This is a genomic window from Gulosibacter sp. 10 (genome assembly GCF_900163695.1).
Taxonomy (GTDB): domain Bacteria; phylum Actinomycetota; class Actinomycetes; order Actinomycetales; family Microbacteriaceae; genus Gulosibacter.
In genome coordinates, this window is record NZ_FUIC01000027.1 from 21249 (window position 1) to 43197 (window position 21949).

General features: G+C 72.7%; 20 protein-coding genes. 12 read left to right on the top strand and 8 right to left on the bottom strand.

Features of this window, described 5'->3' with window-relative positions; genetic code table 11:
- Nucleotides 1-123 precede the first annotated feature (123 nt).
- Entirely contained in the window at nucleotides 124-1788 is a 1665-nt protein-coding gene (locus FM112_RS10400) for an ABC-F family ATP-binding cassette domain-containing protein (protein ID WP_087007229.1), read from the top strand.
- Nucleotides 1789-2013: 225 nt separating this feature from the next.
- Here the strand turns inward: FM112_RS10400 and FM112_RS10405 are convergent, their stop codons facing one another.
- Nucleotides 2014-2286: a hypothetical protein gene (locus FM112_RS10405; RefSeq protein ID WP_087007231.1), complete on the bottom strand. Its 273-nt coding sequence runs from the start codon at nucleotides 2284-2286 to the stop codon at nucleotides 2014-2016.
- 75 nt (nucleotides 2287-2361) lie between these two features.
- Entirely contained in the window at nucleotides 2362-3720 is a 1359-nt protein-coding gene (locus FM112_RS10410; RefSeq protein ID WP_087007233.1) for an acyltransferase, read from the bottom strand.
- A gap of 136 nt (nucleotides 3721-3856) precedes the next feature.
- On the opposite strand from FM112_RS10410, the gene FM112_RS10415 reads away from it, so the two are divergent.
- Nucleotides 3857-4615, top strand: a complete 759-nt coding sequence (locus tag FM112_RS10415; protein ID WP_087007235.1) for a transglutaminase family protein — start codon at nucleotides 3857-3859, stop codon at nucleotides 4613-4615.
- 124 nt (nucleotides 4616-4739) lie between these two features.
- Nucleotides 4740-6161 carry an argininosuccinate synthase gene (gene argG / locus FM112_RS10420; RefSeq protein ID WP_087007237.1) on the top strand — a complete coding sequence of 474 codons (1422 nt, stop codon included), beginning with the start codon at nucleotides 4740-4742 and terminating at the stop codon, nucleotides 6159-6161.
- A gap of 61 nt (nucleotides 6162-6222) precedes the next feature.
- Here the strand turns inward: argG and FM112_RS10425 are convergent, their stop codons facing one another.
- On the bottom strand, nucleotides 6223-6675 hold the full coding sequence (locus tag FM112_RS10425) for a hypothetical protein (protein ID WP_087007238.1): 453 nt from the start codon (nucleotides 6673-6675) through the stop codon (nucleotides 6223-6225).
- 57 nt (nucleotides 6676-6732) lie between these two features.
- Nucleotides 6733-7359 carry an FMN-dependent NADH-azoreductase gene (locus tag FM112_RS10430; protein WP_087007240.1) on the bottom strand — a complete coding sequence of 209 codons (627 nt, stop codon included), beginning with the start codon at nucleotides 7357-7359 and terminating at the stop codon, nucleotides 6733-6735.
- Between the two features lie 175 nt (nucleotides 7360-7534).
- Between FM112_RS10430 and FM112_RS10435 the strand changes: the two genes are divergently transcribed.
- From FM112_RS10435 to thrC, 6 genes are all read left to right on the top strand, one after another.
- Nucleotides 7535-7882, top strand: a complete 348-nt coding sequence (locus tag FM112_RS10435) for a YciI family protein (protein WP_087007242.1) — start codon at nucleotides 7535-7537, stop codon at nucleotides 7880-7882.
- A 5-nt stretch (nucleotides 7883-7887) separates the two neighbouring features.
- Complete coding sequence (locus FM112_RS10440; protein WP_087007244.1) at nucleotides 7888-9294, top strand: RNA polymerase sigma factor; 1407 nt, start codon at nucleotides 7888-7890, stop codon at nucleotides 9292-9294.
- A 74-nt stretch (nucleotides 9295-9368) separates the two neighbouring features.
- The gene (locus FM112_RS10445; RefSeq protein WP_087007246.1) at nucleotides 9369-10103 is read left to right on the top strand and encodes a creatininase family protein; all 735 of its coding nucleotides are present in this window, start codon (nucleotides 9369-9371) and stop codon (nucleotides 10101-10103) included.
- Nucleotides 10100-10879 (top strand): SDR family NAD(P)-dependent oxidoreductase, encoded by a 780-nt coding sequence (locus FM112_RS10450; protein ID WP_087007248.1) that lies wholly within the window; start codon nucleotides 10100-10102, stop codon nucleotides 10877-10879. Before FM112_RS10445 ends, FM112_RS10450 begins: the two co-directional genes overlap by 4 nt.
- An 11-nt stretch (nucleotides 10880-10890) precedes the next feature.
- Nucleotides 10891-11511, top strand: a complete 621-nt coding sequence (locus tag FM112_RS10455) for a class I SAM-dependent methyltransferase (protein ID WP_087007250.1) — start codon at nucleotides 10891-10893, stop codon at nucleotides 11509-11511.
- Between the two features lie 42 nt (nucleotides 11512-11553).
- Nucleotides 11554-12975: a threonine synthase gene (gene thrC / locus FM112_RS10460; RefSeq protein ID WP_087007252.1), complete on the top strand. Its 1422-nt coding sequence runs from the start codon at nucleotides 11554-11556 to the stop codon at nucleotides 12973-12975.
- An 86-nt stretch (nucleotides 12976-13061) separates the two neighbouring features.
- Here the strand turns inward: thrC and FM112_RS10465 are convergent, their stop codons facing one another.
- The 3 genes from FM112_RS10465 to FM112_RS10475 all read right to left on the bottom strand — a co-directional run bounded on the left by FM112_RS10465 (nucleotide 13062) and on the right by FM112_RS10475 (nucleotide 16957).
- Nucleotides 13062-14270 carry an MFS transporter gene (locus FM112_RS10465; RefSeq protein WP_087007253.1) on the bottom strand — a complete coding sequence of 403 codons (1209 nt, stop codon included), beginning with the start codon at nucleotides 14268-14270 and terminating at the stop codon, nucleotides 13062-13064.
- A gap of 10 nt (nucleotides 14271-14280) precedes the next feature.
- Nucleotides 14281-15915: an amidohydrolase gene (locus tag FM112_RS10470; protein WP_087007255.1), complete on the bottom strand. Its 1635-nt coding sequence runs from the start codon at nucleotides 15913-15915 to the stop codon at nucleotides 14281-14283.
- 268 nt (nucleotides 15916-16183) lie between these two features.
- On the bottom strand, nucleotides 16184-16957 hold the full coding sequence (locus tag FM112_RS10475; RefSeq protein WP_087007257.1) for an SDR family NAD(P)-dependent oxidoreductase: 774 nt from the start codon (nucleotides 16955-16957) through the stop codon (nucleotides 16184-16186).
- Nucleotides 16958-17150: 193 nt separating this feature from the next.
- On the opposite strand from FM112_RS10475, the gene FM112_RS10480 reads away from it, so the two are divergent.
- On the top strand, nucleotides 17151-19475 hold the full coding sequence (locus FM112_RS10480; protein WP_176386784.1) for an aminotransferase class III-fold pyridoxal phosphate-dependent enzyme: 2325 nt from the start codon (nucleotides 17151-17153) through the stop codon (nucleotides 19473-19475).
- Nucleotides 19472-20095 carry a TetR/AcrR family transcriptional regulator gene (locus tag FM112_RS10485; protein ID WP_087007260.1) on the top strand — a complete coding sequence of 208 codons (624 nt, stop codon included), beginning with the start codon at nucleotides 19472-19474 and terminating at the stop codon, nucleotides 20093-20095. Before FM112_RS10480 ends, FM112_RS10485 begins: the two co-directional genes overlap by 4 nt.
- Before the next feature lie 13 nt (nucleotides 20096-20108).
- On the opposite strand, the gene FM112_RS10490 is transcribed toward FM112_RS10485, so the two are convergent.
- On the bottom strand, nucleotides 20109-20648 hold the full coding sequence (locus FM112_RS10490) for a TetR/AcrR family transcriptional regulator (RefSeq protein ID WP_087007262.1): 540 nt from the start codon (nucleotides 20646-20648) through the stop codon (nucleotides 20109-20111).
- A 131-nt stretch (nucleotides 20649-20779) separates the two neighbouring features.
- Between FM112_RS10490 and FM112_RS10495 the strand changes: the two genes are divergently transcribed.
- Nucleotides 20780-21943 (top strand): MFS transporter, encoded by a 1164-nt coding sequence (locus FM112_RS10495; protein ID WP_087007264.1) that lies wholly within the window; start codon nucleotides 20780-20782, stop codon nucleotides 21941-21943.
- The last annotated feature ends 6 nt before the right edge of the window (nucleotides 21944-21949 follow it).

Genomic DNA, 21949 nt, shown 5'->3' on the forward strand with positions numbered 1-21949 from the left:
CCCCTCGTCGAGACGCTCCGAGGTGCGACGGCCACGGCACTCCGGCCTCTCGAGGCCGCCGTTTTCGCGCGCCCGATCCACCGGCATTCCACGCCGCGGGCGCGCCCCAGTGGAGAAGGACGAATGCTGATCACCACCCATCGAACCGCTGCGCGCGCGGACGCGCAGCTCACCATCAAGAACGCCTCCATCGCGCGGGGCGGACGCCCCGTGCTCGACCGCCTCGAGCTCACGGTCGGCCCGGCCTCGCGCATCGCGATCGTCGGCGAGAACGGCCGGGGGAAATCCACCCTGCTGCAGCTGCTCGCGGGCGCGCTGCCCGCCGACTCGGGCAGCGTATCCCGGGTCGGGACGCTCGGATTCGCGGAGCAGGAGATGCCCGCCGGCGAGAACCGGACGGTGGGCGAGGCGGTCGCCGACGCCATCGCCGAATCCCTCGCCGCGCTCGAGGCACTGGATGCCGCCGGAGCGGCCCTCGCGGAGGGCGGAGCCGGGGCGGAGGCGCGTTACGCGGAGGCGCTCGAGCGCGCCGAAGCCCTCGACGCGTGGGACTCGGAGCGCCGCGTCGACATCGCCCTCGAGGCGCTCGGTGCGGAAGCCGACCGGTCGCGCCGGCTCGCCGAGCTGTCGGTCGGGCAGCGCTACCGGGTGCGGCTCGCGTGCCTGCTCGGGAGCGACGCCGACTTCCTCGTGCTCGACGAGCCGACCAACCACCTCGATCGGGAGGCGCTCGCGTTCCTCGCCGAGCGGCTCCGTGCCTGGAGGGGCGGGGTGGTGCTCGTGAGTCACGACCGCGCGCTGCTCCGCGACGTCGCTGAGACCTTCGTCGACCTCGATCCCTCGCACGACGGGCGGGCGCGCGTGTACGGCGGCGGATTCGATGGCTACCGCGAGGGCCGCCGCGCCGAGCGCCTCCGCTGGGAGCAGGCCCATGCTCGGGAGCAGGCCGAACGGGCGCGGCTCGAGGGCGATCTGGCCGCCGCGCAGGATCGGCTGCGCACGGGGTGGCGGCCGCCGAAGGGCACTGGCAGGCACACGCGCGCCACCCGGGCGGACGGACTCGTGCAGAGCGTGCACCGCAGGCGGGACGCGCTCGAGGCGCACGCCGTGCGCGTGCCCGAGCCGCCGCAGGAGCTCGCCGCGCCGGCGCCGGCGCGCGTGCCGAAGGGCGTGCTGATCGAGGCCGCCGGCGTCGCCGTCGCGGATCGGCTGCGGCGACCGGTCGCCCTCGCGCTGCGAGGAGGGGAGCGGCTCCTCGTCACGGGGCCGAACGGGGCCGGCAAGTCCACCCTGCTCGCGGTGCTGGCCGCGCGGATGGCGCCGACCACCGGAACGGTGCGCCTCGCCGAGGGGGTCCGGGCGGGACTGCTGCGGCAGGAGACGGCGCTGCCGCCCGACCTGCGGGCCGCCGAGGCCTACGAGGCGGCGATGAACCGGCTCATCGCCTCCGGCGGGCTCCACCCGGGCGAGGCGGCGAGCCTCGGATCGCTCGGTCTGTTGCGCGGCGTGGAAGCGGACAGGCGGGTCGGCGAGCTGTCCATGGGGCAGCGGCGGCGGCTCGACCTGGCGGTGCTGCTCGCCTCCCGCCCGCACGTGCTGCTGCTCGACGAACCGACGAACCACCTGTCGATGGCCCTCGTGGACGAGCTGGGCGAGGCGCTCGCGACGAGCCCCGCGGCGGTGATCGTGTCGACGCACGACCGCCAGCTCATCCGGGACCTCGACTCGTGGCCGCGGCTCGAGCTGGGCCGGCCGGTCACCCGGGCCGCGGCAGCCGGGCCCGAGTGATGGCCAGCCGCACGAGCGCCTTCGATCCCCACTCCGAAATCGTCGGCGAGGTCGGTCGCGTCCAGCATCGCGTCGACGGCCTCGGCCCAGGGATGCTGCCGGGCGTAGACGCGCATGCGATGCCAGTCCTCGAAATCGCCGCGCTCGAGCGCCGTGACGGACCCCTCGAGTCCCCAGGACTCGACGGGGTCGTCCGGCGTGATGTCGAGGTTGCGGAACCTGAGCTCAGACACCGCTCGGCTCCATTCGCTCGAGTACCGTGGCGATGCGCTTGAAGCTGAGATAGTCGGTCATCGCGATCATATCCAGGTAGTCGCGCATTTGGCCCCGAGTCACGAGCGGGAACGCTTTGCTGCTCAGCAACTCTTGTCGGAACTCGGCCGGGCACTCCTCGATGGGCTCGACGGCCGACGGGACACGCGGCGGCGGATCACCCGGACCCGACGAGTCGTCGGGGAACTCTCCGGGCTTTCGGCGACGGCCTGCATCGGCATCCATCAGGGCACCTTCTTTCCCGTGGCTCCGTTCGAGCTCGATTCTCTTGTCAACCGGCTAGACAGCATCGTCTACCGGCTAGACGGCTGCGGCACGCGGCAGTGCGATCGGAGCGCAGCCCCGAGCCTGGAGCCGTTCGCATCTCGTCGAGACCAGCACGCTGCCGACGAGCAGGGCGACGGACGCGCCGCCGGCCGGCAGCGAATCCATGCCCGCGAGGAGCGCGGTCGATGTGCCGGCGATCGCCATGAGCACGGCGAGCGCGCAGGCCGAACGCCGCGCGAGGGAGGGGAGCCGAGGCCGGAGCCGGGGCGCCGAGGCACGCCGAGGCGGACGGGGTCGCGAGCCGTACCGCGTCGCGAGCACGGCGACGGGCAGGACGCAGACCGCGATCGCCAGCAGCCACGGCAGGCGCGTCGCCCACCAGGCGCCCGAGTGCGGGGCGGGCATCGGCAGCTCGCCGAGCCACATGAGCGCCACGAGCACGAGGATCACCGGCATGTGCCACAGGTACACGCTCATGGAGTGCCGGCTCGCGGCGCCGACGCACGCGGCCACGGCCGGCACCGCGGTGAGCCGGGCGAGCCCGGGGCGGGTGCGCTGGAGCACGAAGAACTGCGCGACCCCGAGCAGCGCGATGGCCGCGGTGGGCGGGTTGAGGTTCTCGATCATGTCGGCCGACCAGCCGCAGCCGATGAGCACGAGGATCGCGGCCAGCGGCACGGCCGCGGCGATCGTCAGCCGGCGGCGCGACCACGCCGCGCACGCGCCGTCGCGCATCGCGAACCCGAGCTGCTGCATGAGCAGCCAGACGAAGGCGAGGTTGAGGTAGCCGAGCGGCTCCGCAAGGGTGCGCGCGAGCACCTCGACCGCGATCACGCCACCGGCGAGGGCGAGCAGCACCGCCCGCGGCGCCCGCTCGTGCAGCCGCGTCATCGCGGGCACGAGCGCCGTGGCGCCGAGATAGACGGCGAGGAACCAGAGCGGCTGCCCGATGCGCAGGCTCGCCTCGGCGAGCAGCGCGGGATCGGCGCCGAGCGCTCCCGCGAGCAGCAGCGCCCCGCTCACCGCCGCGATCATCATCGCCGCGGGCGCCGCGAGCCGCCGCACCCGGCCGAGCACGTACTCCCGGGCAGTCGCGCCGCGGGCGCGCATCGCCCGCCACTGCGAGAGCGCCGCGAAGCCGCCCGCGATGAAGAACATGGGCATGACCTGCAGCAGCCAGGTGATGGGTGCGAACCAGGGCTCGCCCGAGAGCGCGACGCTCGTGCGCAGCGCGCCGTGCGCATCCGGCTGCGCGCCCACCATCAGCGCGTGCAGCACGACGACGGCGAGGAGGCACGCCGCGCGGACCGCGTCGATGCCCGCATCCCGAGGGGAGCCGCCGCGCCTCGTGCCGGTCGGCGTTGCCGAGCTCTGGAACAGCGTCGTGGTCATCAATCCTTCTCCTTCTCCTTCTCCGGAACTGCCGAGGACGCTACGGAGCGGGTCGGCGGCGCGGAGTCACCCGCAGGGGTGAACCGGCGCGAGCCGATCGGGGGAGGGCGGCAGGCGTCTGTGCCACACTCGAGGCATGTCGTGCACCGTGATGACCCCGGCCAGGATCCGCAGAGCGGTCCGCGCGGCGCCCGCCGCGGACCCGACGACCGCCCCGACCCGGATCCTCGACCACGACCATCCCGACGTGCGCCGGTTCCTGCGGAGCATCGACCGCGAGGCCGGCCCCCGGGAGCGCGACCCGCAGGAGTATCTGCGCGCGGCGCACCGACGGATCCGCGACGCCATCCGTCCCGTGTACTCGATGGCCGATACGCGCAGTGTCTCGGGCACGCTCCGCCGGGGGCGGGGATCCTGCAGCCAGCGCTTCGCCGTGCTCGAGGCCGCGGCGCGGGCGCGGGGCATCCCCACCCGCTCGCGCGGGCTCGTGATGGACGGCGAGTTCTGGTACCCCCGCTTCCCGATGCTCCGCCGCGCGGTGCCGAGGTTCGTGCTGCTCGCGTGGCCCGAGCTGCGGCTCGACGGCGAATGGGTCAGCGTCACCAGGGCGCTCGCCGGCCCCGGCCGGGCCGACGCGGGGCCCTCCTTCGGCAACGCCGGCGCCGAGACGCTCTTCGACGCGGTCGGCCGCGGCGCCGCGGACTGGCGCGCCGCCGGCGTGCAGGGCTGCGCCTGCGACGACGCCGCATTCGCGCGCTTCGTGCGGCGCGACCTCGGCACCCACTCCTCGCGCGACGAGCTCTTCGCCCGCTACGGGCAGAACCTCCCGGGCCCCGTCCGGCTCGCCGTCGAGCCGCTGTTCGGGCGATGGTCCGCCGGGGCGACGAGCCGCTGACCGCGATCCGCGGGGCGGAACGCGCCGGCGGGCCGCCCCGGAGGTGGAACGGTGCGGGGATCCGCCGCGATCCGATGGCGAGTGGTGTCCGCGGACGCGGCGCGACGACGATACGCTAGAAGCCATGTCCAAGGTTCTTTCTTCTCTTCCCGTCGGCGAACGCGTCGGCATCGCCTTCTCCGGTGGCCTCGACACCTCCGTCGCCGTGGCCTGGATGCGCGACAAGGGCGCGATTCCCTGCACCTACACCGCGAACATCGGCCAGCCCGACGAGCCCGACATCGAGGCCGTCCCCGGCCGCGCCAAGGAGTACGGCGCCGAGATCGCCCGCCTGGTGGACGTGCAGGAGCTGCTCGTGCAGGAGGGCATCGTCGCGCTGCAGACCGGCGCCTTCCACATCCGCTCGGGCGGCAAGACCTACTTCAACACGACGCCGATCGGCCGCGCCGTCACGGGCACCATGCTCGTGCGCGCCATGAAGGAGGACGGCGTCGACATCTGGGGCGACGGGTCGACCTACAAGGGCAACGACATCGAGCGGTTCTACCGCTACGGCCTCATGGCCAACCCGAACCTGCGCATCTACAAGCCCTGGCTCGACGCGGAGTTCGTCGCCGAGCTCGGCGGCCGCAAGGAGATGTCCGAGTGGCTCGTGGCCCACGGCTTCCCCTACCGCGACTCCACCGAGAAGGCCTACTCGACCGACGCCAACATCTGGGGCGCCACCCACGAGGCCAAGGATCTTGAGTTCCTCGACAACGGCGTGACGATCGTCGAGCCGATCATGGGCGTCGCCCCCTGGGACGAGTCGGTCGAGATCAAGGCCGAGGACGTCACCGTCACCTTCGACGCGGGCCTGCCCGTGGCGATCAACGGTGTCGAGTACACCGACCTCGTCGCGCTCGTCCGCGAGGCCAACGCGATCGGCGGCCGTCACGGCCTCGGCATCTCGGACCAGATCGAGAACCGCATCATCGAGGCGAAGTCGCGCGGCATCTACGAGGCCCCCGGCATGGCGCTGCTGCACGCCGCCTACGAGCGCCTCGTCAACGCGATCCACAACGAGGACACGATCGCGACCTACCACAACGAAGGGCGCAAGCTCGGCCGCCTCATGTACGAGGGCCGCTGGCTCGACCCCCAGTCGCTCATGCAGCGCGAGGCGATCGTCCGCTGGGTGGCCTCGGCCGTCACCGGCTCGGTCACGCTACGCCTGCGCCGCGGCGACGACTACTCGATCATGAACACCGAGGGCCCCAACCTCTCGTACCACCCCGAGAAGCTCTCGATGGAGCGAGTCGGCGACGCCGCCTTCGGCCCCGACGAGCGCATCGGCCAGCTCACCATGCGCAACCTCGACATCGCCGACTCGCGGTCGCGCCTCGAGCAGTACGCGAGCCAGGGCATCGTGGCGGGGGAGACCGCCGAGCTCGTCGGCAAGATGGAGGCGGGCGGCGCGCAGGCGATCGTCTCGGGCGGCGAGCGCGACAACGAGGCGCTCGACGCCGCCTCGAACCACGCGGCCTTCGACGCCGGCACCGACTAGCGGCGCGCGAGAGATCCCCGGCGGGGCATCCGCCGGGGATCTCCCGCGTTTCCGGGCGGGCCTACTCGGGCGCCGCGGCGGTGGTGCGCAGCCAGCCCCGCACCGAGCGCGCCGAGGCGTAGACGGCGAGGACGGCGACGCCCGCGGTCAGGAGGAACACCGTCTGGCGGTTCTCGCGGACGGTCTCGCACCATGCGGGGCCCTCCTCGTAGACCTCGCCGGCGCGAAGACCGTCGACGCCGGTCCACGCGTCATACGCGTCGAGGGCATCGCCGGCGTGCATCGTCACGGCATGGCTCTCGGCGGGCAGTATCGCCCCGTGGTGCAGCGCAGGACAGGCGATGCCCTCGTCGACGGAGGGGGAGATCTTCACCACGGGGCTCGAGAAGTAGAGCCAGCCGCAGAGCACGAGCAGCGCCAGCGCCGCGGTCAGCGCGACGCCGGCCCGCCAGGAGCTCGCGATGACGCGGCGGCGGTGCCGCTCGCGGCGGATGCGGATGTCGTCGGGGTCCATGCGGGCTCCATTCGCGCGGGTGCATCGTTCCCCACCAGGCTACGTGCCGCCGAAGGCTCAGGCCCGCGCCGCGAGCTCCTCCGCCCGGGCGACGGCCGCGTCGAACTCCGCCTGCGCGCGCTCGACGCCGAGCGCGGGCAGCATCGGCGCGAGCGTCCGACTGGTCACGACGGGGACCACCGGGATGCCGAGCCCCTGCTCGAGCACGATGCGGATGGGCGGGATGACGTGGTCCATCGCCTCCTCCGGGCTGCCCGGGTCGTAGGCGGCGCCGCGCGCCGAGACGACGTACGCCGTCCTTCCCCGGTACGGCTGCGTGTCCGAGTCGAAGGGCGCGGTGAGGCCCGGGACGTGGACGAGATCGATCCAGGCCTTGAGCTGCGAGGGCATCGAGAAGTTGTACATCGGGGCGCCGATGAGCAGCGCGTCGGCCGCGCCCAGCTCCTCGAGGACGGCCCGCTGCTGCGCCTCGAGCTCCGGCGGCGCCGTGCGCCCGTCGCGCAGCCGCTCGGGGAAGTGCAGGGCGAGCGCCGAGAAATGCGGCAGCGGGTCCGCCACGAGGTCCCTCGCGACGGTCGAGTAGTCCTCGCCGCGGGCCTCCCAGACGCGCTGGAACGCATCGCCGATGCGTCGCGTGCGGGAGTCGTCGCTGATGGAGGAGTCGATGCGGAGCAGACGTGGCATGCGGCAAGGGTACGCGACCGCGCGATCCGCGCAGCGAACGATCTCCCAAGAATTCCGTCCGCGCTGTCGATATCGCCCCGCCCCGTCCGTCATCATGATGTCGAGCCGCCCGGTTCGACGATGGAGTCCCGCACCGAACGGCGCGACCGCGCTCGCGGGAGGACGAGGAGGAATCATGAAATACGCACTGCTGCTCATGGGGCACAAGCAGGATCCGAGCTGCGGCGCCGAGGGCGGGGCCGACCCCGAGGCGTTCTTCGCCTTCGACCGGGAGATCACCGAGGCCGGCATCGTCGTCAGCTCCTTCGCGCTCGAGGACCCGGACCAGGGCGTCTGGGTCGGCAGCGACGACCGGGGCGAGCGCATCGTCTCGTCGGGGCCGTTCGCCGAGGTGCAGGAGTTCGTCGGCGGCACCTACATCATCGACGTCGCGGACCTCGACGAGGCGATCGAGTGGGCGCGCCGGAGCCCCGGCTCCGAGCCCGGCGGCCACGTCGAGATCCGTCCCGTGGCGCCCTACTGATCCTCATGGATCACCGCGACCCCGCGGGCTCGGGAGCGGGACGCCCCGGGCCCGCGGGACATCCCGAGCGAGGAGCGCGCGGGCGCGATGCGACCGGAGCGGATGCGCGGGCGCGGCGGGCGCTCGCGGGCCTCGGCCGCGACGGCCGAGGCCGCATCCTCGCCACCCTCGCCCGCCGGTTCGGCGATCTCGACCTCGCCGAGGACATGACCCAGGAGGCGATCGCCCAGGCGCTGCGCACCTGGCCGGAGACCGGCGTGCCGGACTCCCCGGAGGCCTGGCTCAAGACCGTCGCGAAGCGGAAGGCGCTCGACGCGGTGCGCAGGGACGCCGACCTCGCCCAGAAGCTCGCCCGGCTGCGGGTCGAGGAGGAGCGCGCCCCGGTGCCCGCCGCCTTCCGCGACCCCGCGCTGCAGGACGACGCCGGGCCGCTCGTCGGCGACGACCGGCTCGAGCTGTGCTTCGCCTGCGCGCACCCCGCGCTGCGGCTCGAGGACCGGGTGGCGCTCACCCTCCGCTTCGTCGCCGGGCTGGGCACGGAGGAGGTGGCGCACGCGCTGCTCGTGCCCGTCCCGACGATGCAGCAGCGCATCGTGCGGGCCAAGAGGCGGATCCGCGCCCTCGGCATCCGGTTCGGCGCGCCGGGCCGCGATGCGCTGGCCGAGCGGTTCGGGGGCGTGCTCCGCGTCGTGTACCTGCTCTACGCGGAGGGCTACGCGCGCCTCGCCGGCGAGCGGCACGTGCGCGACGACCTCACGGCCGAGGCCATCCGCCTCGCGGCGCTGCTGCGCGCCCTCGCGCCGCGATCCGCCGAGGCCCGGGGACTGCACGCGCTGCTCCTGCTCACGGAGGCGCGGCGCGCGGCGAGGACGGACGACGAGGGCCGCCCCGTCCCGCTCGCGCGGCAGGATCGGGGGCGCTGGGATCGCGCGCTCATCGCCGAGGGGATCGGCCTCGCGGAATCCGCCGCCGGGGCCGCGGACGCCGGCCCGTTCGCGATCCAGGCGGCGATCGCCGCCGTGCACGCGGAGGCGGGCTCCTTCGACGCGACCGACTGGGCGCAGATCGCGGTGCTCTACCGATTGCTCGAGGAGCGCGAGCCCGGACCGGTCGTGCGGCTCGGCCGCGCCGTGGCGATCGGCCGCCATCGGGGCGCCGAGGAGGGCCTGCGCAGGCTCGACGCGCTCGGCGGCGATCCCGCCCTGGACCGCTTCCGGCCCTTCCACATCGCCAGGGCGATCACGCTCGAGGAGCTCGGCGAGGCGCGTGCGGCGCGCGAGGCCTACCGCCGCGCGCTCGAGCTGCCGGGCAACGACGCGGAGGACGAGTTCCTGGCCGCAGCGATGGCGGGCATCGAGCGGGAGGCGAGGGGCGCGGGCGGCCCCGGTCCGGCTCCAGCGGCCTCGCCGTAGGATCGGCGGACGAAGCCCGGCCCGGCCAGGGCGTAGCGGGGCGCTGCGCGGCCGCGAATCACGATTGGACACCGATGCACACGACCGGAACGGCGCGCGCCGAGCTCCTGAGCCCCGCCGAGATCGAGGCCCGCCTGGCCGAGGCGTCGATCGCCTACCTGCCGCTCGGCACGCTCGAGTTCCACGGGCCCCATCTGCCGATCGGCCTGGACGCGCTCACGGCGCACGGGGTGTGCCTCGAGGCCGCGCGGCGGATCGGGGGAGTCGTGCTGCCGCCCGTGTACCAGGGGTTCGGCGGCGACCACGCGCGATACCCGTGGTCGATCATGATGCCGGGCGGCGAGGGGATCGCCGGTCACGTGCTGGCGACGCTCGAACGGCTCGACGCGCTCGGCGTGCGCCGCGCCGTGCTCTTCAGCGGCCACTGCGCGCACGAGCAGCTCGAGCTGATCGACGACCTCGAGCGGCGCTGGTCCGGGCTGACCGGCCGCGCGCTCGAGCTGACGGCCACCTCCGTGGACCGATGCGCATCGACGCCGATCGCGCCCGACCACGCGGGGCGCTTCGAGACGACGCTGCTGGCCGGCATCGATCCCGGACTCGTCCATCTCGATCGGCTCCCGCGCGGCGCGGCGCCCGATCCCGACGAGGACCCGTACGGTGAGAGCCGGTTCGCGCCGGGCCATCCGCTCCGGGGCATCCTCGGGGAGGACCCGCGGGACGCCGACCTCGCGGAGGGAGCGGCGCTGCTCGAACGGCTCGGCGCCTGGCTCGCCGACATCGCGGAGCACGGAGGAGGAGCGGGATGACGACCTGGGCGAGGTATCCGTACGAGGGGCGCGCCGTGCTGATCACGGGCGGCGGCTCGGGGATCGGCAGGGCGATCGCCCGCGCCTTCCTCGAGCAGGGCGCGACCGTGGCCGTCTGCGGGCGGCGGCGCGAGCCGCTCGAGGAGACGCTCGCCGGCGCCGAGGCCGGCCGCGGCATCGCGCTGGTCGGCGACATGGCCGAGGCGGACGAGATCGAGCGGGTGGTCGGCGAGGCGCGGGAGGCGCTCGGCGGCATCGACGTCGTGATCGCCAACGCGGGGCTCTCGGAGCCGGGCACCATCGAGGACCTCGACGAGGCCTCCTGGGAGCGGATGCGGTCGATCAACCTCGACGGCCTCATCCGCCTCGCCCGGGCGACGGTCGGCGAGCTCCGCCGCACGAGCGGCGCGTTCATCGCCGTCTCGTCGATCGCCGGGCTCGGCGGAGACTGGAACCAGACCGGCTACAACGCGACCAAGGGCGCCGTGAACACGCTCGTCCAGTCGATGGCGCTCGACCTCGGGCGCGACGGCGTGCGGGTGAACGCGATCGCGCCGGGTTTCACTACGACGAAGCAGACGCGGGAGCGGCTCGAGGATCCGGTGTTCTGGGAGCGGCTGCGCGACCGGCTCGCGCTCGATCGTGCCGGCGTGCCGGAGGACGTCGCGAAGGCCGCGCTCTTCCTCGCGAGCCCGGACGCGTCGTACATCACCGGCGCGGTGCTGCCGGTGGACGGCGGCGTCACCGCCTCCTGCGGCACGCCCCGCCCGCTCTGAGGACGATCGCCATGGCACATGCGACCGTCCGAAACGCCTACTCCGCCCGCGCCGAGGAGTACGTGCAGGCGCTCGGCTCGATCGAGGCGACGGCGGAGGCCGACCGGGCGCTCATCCGGGGGTGGGCCCGCGGCGTCGACGGCCGCATCCTCGACGTCGGCTGCGGACCCGGCCACTGGACGGCGCTGCTCGAGGCCGACGGCGCCGAGATCGAGGGCGTCGACCCGGTGCCCGACTTCGTGGAATCGGCCCGCGCCCGCCATCCGGGGGTCCGCTACCGGCTCGGCCGCGCCGAGCGGCTGGACGCCGAGGACGGCGGCCTCGCCGGCATCCTCGCCTGGTACTCGCTCATCCACATCGAGCCCGAGCGGCTGGGCGCCGCGATCGACGAGTTCGCGCGGGCGCTGCGTCCCGGCGGCGGCCTGCTGCTCGGGTTCTTCGAGGGCCCCGCCGTCGAGGCCTTCGATCACGCGGTGACCACCGCCTACCGCTGGCCGGTGCCCGCCCTCGAGGCCGTGCTGGCGGAGCGCGGGTTCGCCGTGACGGCCCGCGAGACGAGGGCCGATCCGGGCGCCCGCCCCCACGGGGCGATCACGGCCGTTCGGGCCGCGGGGGAGGCCAACCTCCCGTAGCATTGCTGAGGCACCGCACGCATCGACTTGAGAAGGCAGCGCATGAAATTCGTCTCGACCCGTGGCCGGATGACCCCGGCCGGCTTCTCCGACGTCCTCCTCGACGGCCTCGCCTCCGACGGCGGGCTCGTGGTGCCGAGCGAGATCCCCGCCATCCCGGCCGAGCGGCTCGAGGAATGGCGCGCGCTGCGCTACCCCGAGCTCGCCCTCGAGATCATCGGGCTGTACGCGACGGACATCCCGCGGGAGGACCTCGAGCGGATCGTGCGGGCGGCGTACTCCGCCGAGCGGTTCGCCGCGCCCGAGACGGTGCCCGTGACCGACCTCGACGAGCGCATCTCGCTCGTGGGGCTCTCGGAGGGGCCGACCATGGCCTTCAAGGACCTCGCGATGCAGTTCCTCGGCGAGGTCATGCCGTACGTGCTGCAGCGCGCCGGACGCACCCTGAACATCCTCGGCGCGACCTCGGGCGACACCGGCTCGGCCGCCGAGCACGCGTTCAACGGCAAGGAGAACATCCGCGTCTTCATGCTCTCGCCGCAGGGGCGGATGAGCGCGGTGCAGCGCGCGCAGATGTACAGCCTCGACGACGAGAACATCCACAACATCGCCGTGGACGGCAACTTCGACGACTGCCAGAACCTCGTCAAGGCGATCAACGCCGATGCGGAGTTCAAGGCCTCCCACACGATCGGCGCCGTCAACTCGATCAACTTCGGCCGCATCTGCGCGCAGATCGTCTACTACTTCTGGGCCTGGCTGCGGGCGACCGACGACGAATCCCGCCGCGAGGCGCCCGTCTCGTTCGCGGTGCCCTCCGGCAACTTCGGCAACATCTTCGCCGGCCACCTCGCGCGGCGCATGGGGCTGCCCGTGCACCGCCTCGTGCTCGCGACGAATGAGAACAACGTGCTCGACGAGTTCTTCCGCACCGGCGTCTACCGGCCGCGCTCGCGCGAGCTCACCCTCGCGACGAGCAGCCCGTCCATGGACATCTCGAAGGCCTCGAACCTCGAGCGGTTCGTGCGCGAGCTCTTCGGCGAGGACGCGGAGGGCTTCGCCGAGCGCTGGGCGGAGCTCGACCGCGAGGGCGTGCTCGACCTCTCGGATCAGCGCGAGGCGCTCGAGCGCGAGCACGGCTTCCTCAGCGGCACGAGCACCCACTGGGACCGGGTGAACACCATCCGGGCCGAGTTCGAGGCGAACGGGGTGATCGTCGACCCGCACACGGCCGACGGCCTCGCCGTGGCGCGCCGGCTGACCGACCTGCCCGGCCGCATCCTCGTGCTCGAGACGGCGAAGCCCGAGAAGTTCCGCGAGACGATCGAGGAGGCGCTCGGGGACCGGACCCCGCCGCTGTCCGCGGAGCTGCTCGAGCTGCTCGAGCGGCCGCAGCGCACCGTGGACATCGAGAACTCGGCGGAGCAGCTGCGCGACTACATCGACGCGGCCTGCGAGCAGTAGCCCGCCGGCAGCCCCGGCACGGCGACGCCGAAGGGGCCGGGACGTGAGAACCTCTCTCGCGTCCCGGCCCTTTCGGCCTCTCGGGCTCAGGCCGTGGCAGGCGCGGCGGCGGCCCGGCGCTTCGGCGCCCACATGACGTACACCGAGGCGATGATCGAGACGACGAGCACGCACACGCTCACGATGAGCATCGAGGTGAACTGGCCGCCCGAGCCGTCGATGAGGCCTCCGGCCACGAGCGGGCCGATCGCGAGTCCCGTGCCGATCATCAGGTTGGCCGCGTTCATGCCCTGCGGGCCGCCGACCTTCGAGACCGCCGACATGAGGAACGGCAGCAGCCAGCTCCACGCGAACTTGAACATCATCGCGGAGATGGCGAACACGAACGCGGGCACGCCGCCGAGGAGCAGGAGGATGCTCGAGATCATCAGCCCGTAGCCGATGAGCACGAACCAGCGGTACAGCCTGTGCTCGCCGACGATCGTCGTGAGGAGCGCGGAGACCACGCCCACGAGCGTCGCGAGCGACAGCATCGTGGAGGCCTCGTCGAGGGTCGTGCCTCCGGCCACGGCCACGTCGGCCATGTACGTCCACACGCCGCTGAGGCCGATGTAGAAGGTGAGCAGCGCGGCCATGCCGCCCAGGAGCGGGCCGATCTGCAGCGAGCCCGTGGCGGCCGGGGCCTCGGGCCGCGGCTCGCCGGCGGTCTCGGCCGAGGACCGGCCGCGGCGCAGCTCGTCGCCGCGGAGCAGCCAGGCGGCGGGGATGATGAGCACGCACAGCACCACGAGCGTCCAGTAGATCGCCGAGACCGGCTGCGCCGAGAACAGCGCGGGGAAGATCGCGAGGATGAGCGCCCCCATCGCGAGCTGGGAGGCGACGAACACCCCGTAGGCGCGACTGGGGTTCGCGGTCTTCGCGCTGATCGACAGCACGATCACCATCACCGAGCCGGCGCCCAGCGCGGTGAGCCCGCGGATCACGACGAGCAGCGCGTAGCTGTCGATCATCGCGGTCACGGCGTTGCCGAGGATGACGATGCCGAGGCAGATGAGGCTGACGACCCGGAGGTCGGTGTTCCTCAGCCAGAGGAAGGCGGGGATGGTGGCGAGGCTGAAGCAGCCGAGCTCCACCGAGAACACGGCGCCCACCTGGAGGGCGTCGAGCGAGAACTGCTCGCCGAGCTTGGTCGCGATGACGGGCGCGACGAGCAGTACTGCGTTGAACACCGCGGAGAAGGCGGCGATGTAGCCGTAGGCCCTCCGGTCGGAGAGGCGGGGAGCGGTAGTGGTCATGGGAGAACTCCTAGGAGCGGTCGAAGACCTTCTCGCCCGCGAACCAGGTCTGCAGCGCCTGCGCCTGCAGCAGTTCGTCGAGTTCGCAGGTCATGGGGTCGAAGTCGAGCACGAGGAAGTCGGCGGACTTGCCGACGCTGATGCTGCCCGTGACGTCGTCGATGCCGAGCGCGCGGGCGGGGTTGATGGTGGCGAACTCGAGCGCCTCCTGGCGGGTGACCGCCTGCTCGGGCCAGAGGGCGCCGGGCATCGTGCGGGTCGGGTCCTGCCGGGTGATGAGCGAGTAGATGGCGGGCCACGGGTCGGGGGAGACCGCCACGGGCCAGTCGGAGCCGGCAGCCACGAGCGCGCCGTGGTCCAGCAGGTCCCGGTTCGGCTGCACCTTGGCCGCCCGCTCGGCGGGCATCACGGATTTGAAGGACTCGGTGATGACGTTCGGGTACCAGAGCGCCGGGCTGATATCCGCGACGACGCCGAGCTCGCGGAAGCGGGGCAGATCGGAGGGCTCGATGAACTGCCCGTGGGCGATGTGATAGATCGGCTCGTGGTATCCCGCCCGGCGCACCTGCTCGACGGCGTCGAGCACGGCGCGCGCCGAGGCGTCGCCGGTGGCGTGGATCTTCGCGGAGATGCCGCGCTCGGCGGTCCTGAGCAGCCAGGACGCGAGGTCCTCCTGCGGCATCGTCATGTAGCCGAAGTTGCAGTCCGAGCATCCCGAGTCGTCGAGATAGGGCTCGAGGAAGGCCGCCGTCTTCGCGGGCGGGACGCCGTCGAGGAAGATCTTGATGAAGTCGGGCCGGTGATGCGTGCTGCGGGTCTCCTCCATCGCGAAGATCACCTCCTCGCCGATGGGCTCGATGCCGAAGATGAACTCCTCGACCGGGCTCGCCGTGACCACCCAGGCCTTGAGCCGGCCGCGCTCGTCGAGCGACTGCAGCGCCTGCTGGGTCTGGAAGGAGGTCGCGGCGTCCTGGAAGGCGGTGATGCCGTAGCCGTGCAGCATCTCGATGGCCCGCTCGGAGGAGCGCTCGAGATCCTCGGACGAGAAGGGGGCGATGCGCTCGCGCGCCTTCTCGACCATCATGCCGCCGGCCTCGTAGAGGATGCCGGTCGCGCGGCCCTCCGCGTCGCGGGCGATCGAGCCGCCGCGGGGGTCGGGCGTGCCGTCGCCGATGCCGGCGATCTCGAGCGCGAGGCTGTTGGCCCAGCGGTTGTGCAGGCTGTCGTCGGTGAGCACGGCCGGATGGCCGTGGGCGACCTCGTCGAACCGGCGGAGCGCCTCGGGGGAGTCGAGCTCGGGGAAGAGCCCGGAGCCGACGGAGCCGCCGGTGATCCACGCGCCCTCGGGAAGCTCGCGGGCGTAGGCCTCGACGGCCTCGAACAGTGCCTCGGCCCCGAGCGTGGGGGCGGCCTTGAACTCGAAGAGGTCCTTGCGGCCGGCGATCATGTGGTGGTTGTGCACGTCGATGAGGCCGGGGATGACGGTGCGGCCGAGCAGGTCGACCCGTTCGTGGATGTCGGTCAGCCCGGCGACCTCGTCCTCGCCCACGGCGACGATGCGGCCGTCGCGGACGGCGAAGGTTGATGCGGTCGGCCGGTGCGCCTCGAGCGTGCGCACCGTTCCGTTCTCGAAAACTGTGGTCATTGGTGTTCCTCGATGAGTGCGGATAGCGGCTGGTCGGCGCCGAGGCGCATCCGTCATGCGGAGCCTCGGAGCGAGCGTGCGTTGTGTCTACTAGTGGTTTACGAATGCTCCCATCAGTTGCTAACTGTTGGGGCCACCCTAGGCCGGACGGCGGGCGTCGGGAATACGGATGCGAATTCCAGACTCGCCGTCTGGTGATCGGAATCAGTGTTCGAATTCCGGATGCGCCCATCGCGCCCGCGACTCGGGGCCGCGCGCGGCGCGCGCGTCAGGCGGGGAAGGAGGAGCGCCCGGTGTAGCCGAAGTCGGAGAGCAGGTTGACCCCGTTGACGGCTCGCGAGCGGGGGGATGCGAGATAGGCCACGCTCCACGCGATGTCCTCGGCGCTCTGCACCGGGTAGTCGACGTGCTCGAAGGACTCGACGCCGAGACCCTCTCTGGCCAGCGGCGTGTCGACGATGGAGGGGCAGACGCTGTTGACGCGGATGCCGTGCGCGTCGTGCAGCTCGACGGCCAGGGCCCTGGTGAGCTGGACCAGCGCGCCCTTGGAGGCGTTGTAGGCGAGCATCCCCGGCACGGAGACGAATCCCGAGTCGGAGCCGATCAGGACGACGCTGCCACAGGGCGACTCCTTGAGGAACGGGATCGCGGTCCGCACGGCGACGAACGCGCCCACGACGTTGACGTCGAGCACCTCGCGGAAGGAGTCCGTCGTGACCTCCTCGCAGGCGGCGCCCATCTCGCCGTCGATGCCGGCGGAGCAGACGAGCAGATCGATGCCGCCGAGCTCGTCGCCGAGATCGCGGACGGCCGCCGTCAGGGCGGACTCGTCGCCGACGTCGGCGGCTGCGGTGCGCACGTCCCCGGGCTCCCCGGCCAGCTCGGCCCGCGCGCGGGCGAGCCGTTCGTCGCTCCGTCCGATGATGCCCACGACGGCGCCCTCCGCGGCGTAGTGCCGGGCGACCGCCAGGCCGATGCCGGAGGAGCCGCCGGTCACGACGATGCGGCTCGGGGCGGTGGTGGTGTTCGCGAGTTCTGCCATCGGTCGGGCCTCTTTCTCGAATGCGTCCTCGTTGACGCGGATACCGTACCCACGTCCGGCGGGGGAAAAGGAATACGAGTTCATTGACCAGACTCCGAGTCTGATGAATAGACTCGTCTTCCGGACATCGGTCTCCGGGAACAGGATGGGTCCACGCCAGAAACGCTCGCGAAGGCTCCCGAAAGGAACCAGCATGACCAATCTCTCCCGCAACGAAGCGCTCGAGCTCGCAGCAGCGGCCCTGCCCTCATTCGGCCTCGCGCCCGACTCCGCCGTCGAGTTCGTCAAGTACCGCGAGAACGTCGTCTTCCGCGTCGTCGACGGCGAGGACGCCTATGCGATGCGCGTGCACCGGCTCGATCACCGCACCGAGGCGGAGGTGCGGACCGAGAACGCCTACATGCAGCGGCTCGGCGAGGCCGGATTCCCGGTGTCGGAGGTGGTGCCGGCGATCGACGGCGAGCTCTTCGCGGTCGTGGGCGACGGCCGCGGGCGCGAGCACCAGATCGACGTGCAGCGCTGGGTCGCGCAGTCCGCGCCCCTGGGCGACATCGCGGAGGCCTGGGAGGGGACCGCCGAGCACGACCCGGAGTTCTTCGCGGAGCTCGGCGAGCTGTGCGGCGGCTTCCACGCCGTCTCGGCCGAGCTCGGCCGCATCCCGGGCTACTCCCGCAAGCCGTGGGACCTCGACGGCCTCACGGGAGCGGAGCCGCTCTGGGGCGACCCGCGCCGATTCGCCAAGACCGAGGAGGACCGGGCCGTCATCGACACCGCGCTCGCGAACGTCAGGGCTGAGCTCGAGGCGCTGGGCACGGGGCCGGAGGCGTACGGCGTCATCCACTCGGACTTCACGCCGGAGAACGTGCTGCTCTCGCCCGGCGGGATGACCCTCATCGACTTCGACGACTTCGGGGAGGGCTGGTGGCTCTTCGACCTGGCCACGGTGCTGTTCTGGTACCACTGGCATCCGCGCGGCGAGGAGTTCGCCGAGGCGCTCATCGAGGGTTACGAGCGGCGCTTCCCGATCCCCGAGGCCGCCCGCGCCGCGCTCGGGGGCCTCGTGGTGGCCCGCGCCCTCACCTACTTCGGCTGGGCGGCGGACCGCCCCGGCGATGAGACCAGCGAGTTCCACCGCATCGAGCAGTACCCCGCGGTGCTCGAGCTGTGCCGCGAATACAACGACCGCCGGGCGGGCGACCGCGCCGGCGAGAACGGAGCAACGATGATGACCGACAGCAGCAACGACGACCTCATCGAGCGCCGCAACCGGACGCTCGGCCCCTATTCGCCGCTGTTCTACCGCGAGCCGCGCCACTTCGTCGAGGGCGACGGCGTATGGCTCACCGACGTGCACGGCGAGCGCTACCTCGACGCCTACAACAACGTGCCGCATGTCGGGCACGCGAACCGCCGGGTCGCCGACGCGGCCGCCGAGCAGCTGCGCACCTACAACGTCCACACCCGCTACCTCAGCGAGCCGGTGGTGCGATACGCCGAGGAGCTGCTCGCCACCTTCGAGTCGCCGCTGGACCGGGTGTACTTCACCAACACGGGCTCCGAGTCGAACGAGCTCGCCCTGCGCATCGCCCGCCACCGCACCGGCAGCAGCGGCATCATCGTCACCGACCACAGCTATCACGGCAACACCATCACCCTGGCCGCGCTCACCACCGGGCTCCAGGTCTCGGAGCCGCGGGGCGCGAACATCCGCACGATCCACGTGCCCGACGCCTATGAGGGCGACGAGGCGCAGCTGCTCGAGGCGGCGCTGCGCGAGGTCGACGAGGCGATCGATTCGCTCGTGGCCGAGGGCTTCGGGGTCTCGGCGCTGCTGATCGAGCCCGTGTTCTCCACCGAGGGGCTGCCGACGGTGCCCGAGGGCTACCTCGCCGGGCTCGTCGACCGGGTGCGCGCCGCGGGCGGGCTCATCATCTCCGACGAGGTGCAGGCCGGGCTCGGGCGGCTCGGCGACGACTGGTGGGCGCACCAGGCGACGGGCTTCGTGCCCGACCTCGTGACGCTCGGCAAGCCGCTCGGCAACGGCTACCCGCTCGGCGGGGTCGTGACCACCGAGGCGCTGCTCGACGACTTCAGCTCGCAGAACGAGTACTTCAACACGTTCGCCGGCACCCCGGCGGCGGCCGAGGCCGGGCGCGCCGTGCTCGCCGAGATCCGCGACCGCGACCTCGTGAACCGCACCGGGGAGCTCGGCCGGCACGTGTCCGAGCGGCTGCAGGACCTCGTCGCCCGGCATCCGAACGCGGCCGCGGCCAAGGGCCGCGGGCTGTTCTTCGGCCTCGCGATCGTGGATGCGCAGGGCCGCCCGGACGGCGCGCTCGCGAAGGAGATCGTCGAGCGCCTCGTCGCCCGGCGCATCCTCATCAGCAAGATCGGCCCCGCCGACAACGTGCTGAAGATCCGCCCGCCGATGGTCATCGAGCGCGAGGAGCTCGACCTGATCCTCGACGCCCTCGACGAGGCGCTCGCCGAGATCGAGCGCTCCGCCGCGCGCTCATGACTCCCTCGGCAGCCGGTCCCGGCACCGGCGGCGTGCCGCTGTCGCTGCGCGAGCGCCAGCTGCAGCGGACCCGCGAGGACCTCATCCGCGCGACGATCGACGTCATCGCGGAGGTGGGGCTCGAGCAGGCGACCGTGCAGCGCATCACCGCGCGGGCCGGGACGTCGCGGGCGACGCTCTACGCGCATTTCCCCGATGGCCGGGACGACCTGTACGCCCAGGCGTACCGGGCGCTGGGGCGCGGGCTCATCCAGCGCTCGGAGCAGCTCGCGTCGGAGTGCGAGACGAGCGTGGACCGGCTGTGCGCCTACACGCAGGCGATGATCGAGCTCGCCGCGCAGCGGCAGCTCGGCCTGTTCTACAACGTCTCGGGGCCGCGGCTCGCGGGCATGAAGTTCCGCGGCAGCGGCTCGCAGCGGACGCTGGACGCCTTCATCGTGGAGCTGAAGGGGGCGCAGGAGCGCGGCGAGATCGCGGAGTCGCTCGACATCGAGGCCGTCTCGGCCCTGCTGGTCGGGGCCATCCGCGAGACCGGCATCGATACGGCGCGCAATCCGTCGGTCGCGCGCCGCTCCCTCGCGGCCTTCCGGCAGCTGATCGAGGCGCTCTGGAACCGATGAGCCGGCCGCGGCGTCACAGCGCCGCCAGCGCGGCGACCGCGTCCCGGACGAGGGCGCGGTCGGGCGGAGCGGACTGCAGCGTGCGGTGGATCGTCCAGCCCTCGATGAGCGCGTCGATCGCCACGCGAGCCCGCTCGCCGAAGTGGGGCGCGAGCGACTCGTAGCTGCGCGCGATCAGCTCGGCGGCCATCGTCCCGACGGCCTCGTCGTGGCCCGCGTACGCGTACATCTCGTAGATCAGCTGCTGATCGCCGCGGTCCGCGACCTCCGGGCCGCAGATGATCGTGGTCACCGCCTCGACGGCGCCCTCGCGGTCGAGCGTCTCGGGGAGCAGGGCGGCGTAGCGCGAGGCGAGGGTGTCGCCGAGCAGCGCGAAGGCGCGCTCCAGGATCTCCTGCAGATCGGCGAAGTGGTACGTGCACAGCCCCGGCGAGACGCCGGCCGCGGCGGCGATCTTCCGATGTGTGGTCTTGTGCACGCCCTCGGCGGCGATGACCTCGAGCGCGCCGTGCAGGATCGCGGTCGGGCCCTCCGGCTGGGGATTGGCGGGCATCGTCCTCCTCGGGTGCGTCCTCCGCCGGCGGCGGAAGGGGTTCTCCCGAAGGGTAGTGCCTGTACAGTTGTCCAGGCTGTACTGACGTACAACGCCTGTCCGGGCCGCGCCCCTCGACGATCGGAGCCGATTTGGAGTTCACGCCGCACGTCCGCCGCAACGCCGTCTTCGCGCTGTTCATGATCCCCGGGCTCGCGCTGTCCACCTGGGTGACGCGCACGCCGGACATCCGGGATCTCGTCGGCGCGAGCACCGCGGAGATGGGGCTCATCCTGTTCGGGCTGTCGATCGGCTCCATGATCGGCGTGCTCTGCTCCGCGCCGCTCGTGCGACGGTTCGGGACGAGGTCGGTGATCGGCGCCGGGACGACGCTGGTCGTCGCCGGCCTGGCCGGCATCGGCCTCGCGGCGGCGCTCGCCTCGGGGCCGCTCGTCGCGGCTGCGCTGATGCTGTTCGGCCTGGGCATGGGCGGCGGCGAGGTCGCCATCAACGTGGAGGGCGCCGACGTCGAGCGGGCGCTCCGGCGGCCGGCCATGCCCGCGATGCATGGCATGTTCAGCGTGGCGGTCACCATCGGCGCCTCGCTCGGCATCCTCGGCAACGCGCTGCGGGTGCCCATCGCCGTGCACACGGCGGTGCTCGCCGCGGTGTCGGCGCTCGTGCTCGTCGCCGCGCTGCGCCGGGTGCCGCCGGGCACGGGGCGCGCCGGCCGGAACTCGATGCCAGGGGGCTCCCGCTCGCTCCTCCGGGAGCGCGCACTGCTGCTCATCGGCGTCGTGGTGCTCGCGATGGCCTTCACCGAGGGCGCCGCCAATGACTGGCTGCCGCTCATCCTCGTCGACGGCCACGGATTCAGCGCGACCGCCGGCGCCTTGGCCTACGCGGGGTTCGCAGCGGCGATGGCGATCGGGCGGTTCGCGGCAGGGCCCCTGCTGCGTCGGTTCAGCAGGGCCGCGGTGGTGCGCTCGAGCGCGCTCGCAGGCGCGGTCGGCCTCGTGCTGGTCATCTTCGCGGAGTGGCCGCCCGCGGTGCTGTTCGCCGTGCTGCTGTGGGGCCTTGGCGCCTCGGTCGGCTTCCCTGTCGCGATGTCCGCGGCGGGGGATTCCGGGCCGGACCCCACCGCCCGGGTGTCGCTCGTTGCGACGGTGGGCTACATCGCGTTCCTGGTCGGACCGCCGGCGCTGGGATTCCTGGGGGAGGCGTTCGGGCTGCGGCCGACGATGCTCGTGATCGTGGCGCTCCTCGGACTGGCCTTCCTCGCGGCCTCCGCGGTGGGGCGCGGGCGGAAGGATTGACCTCGG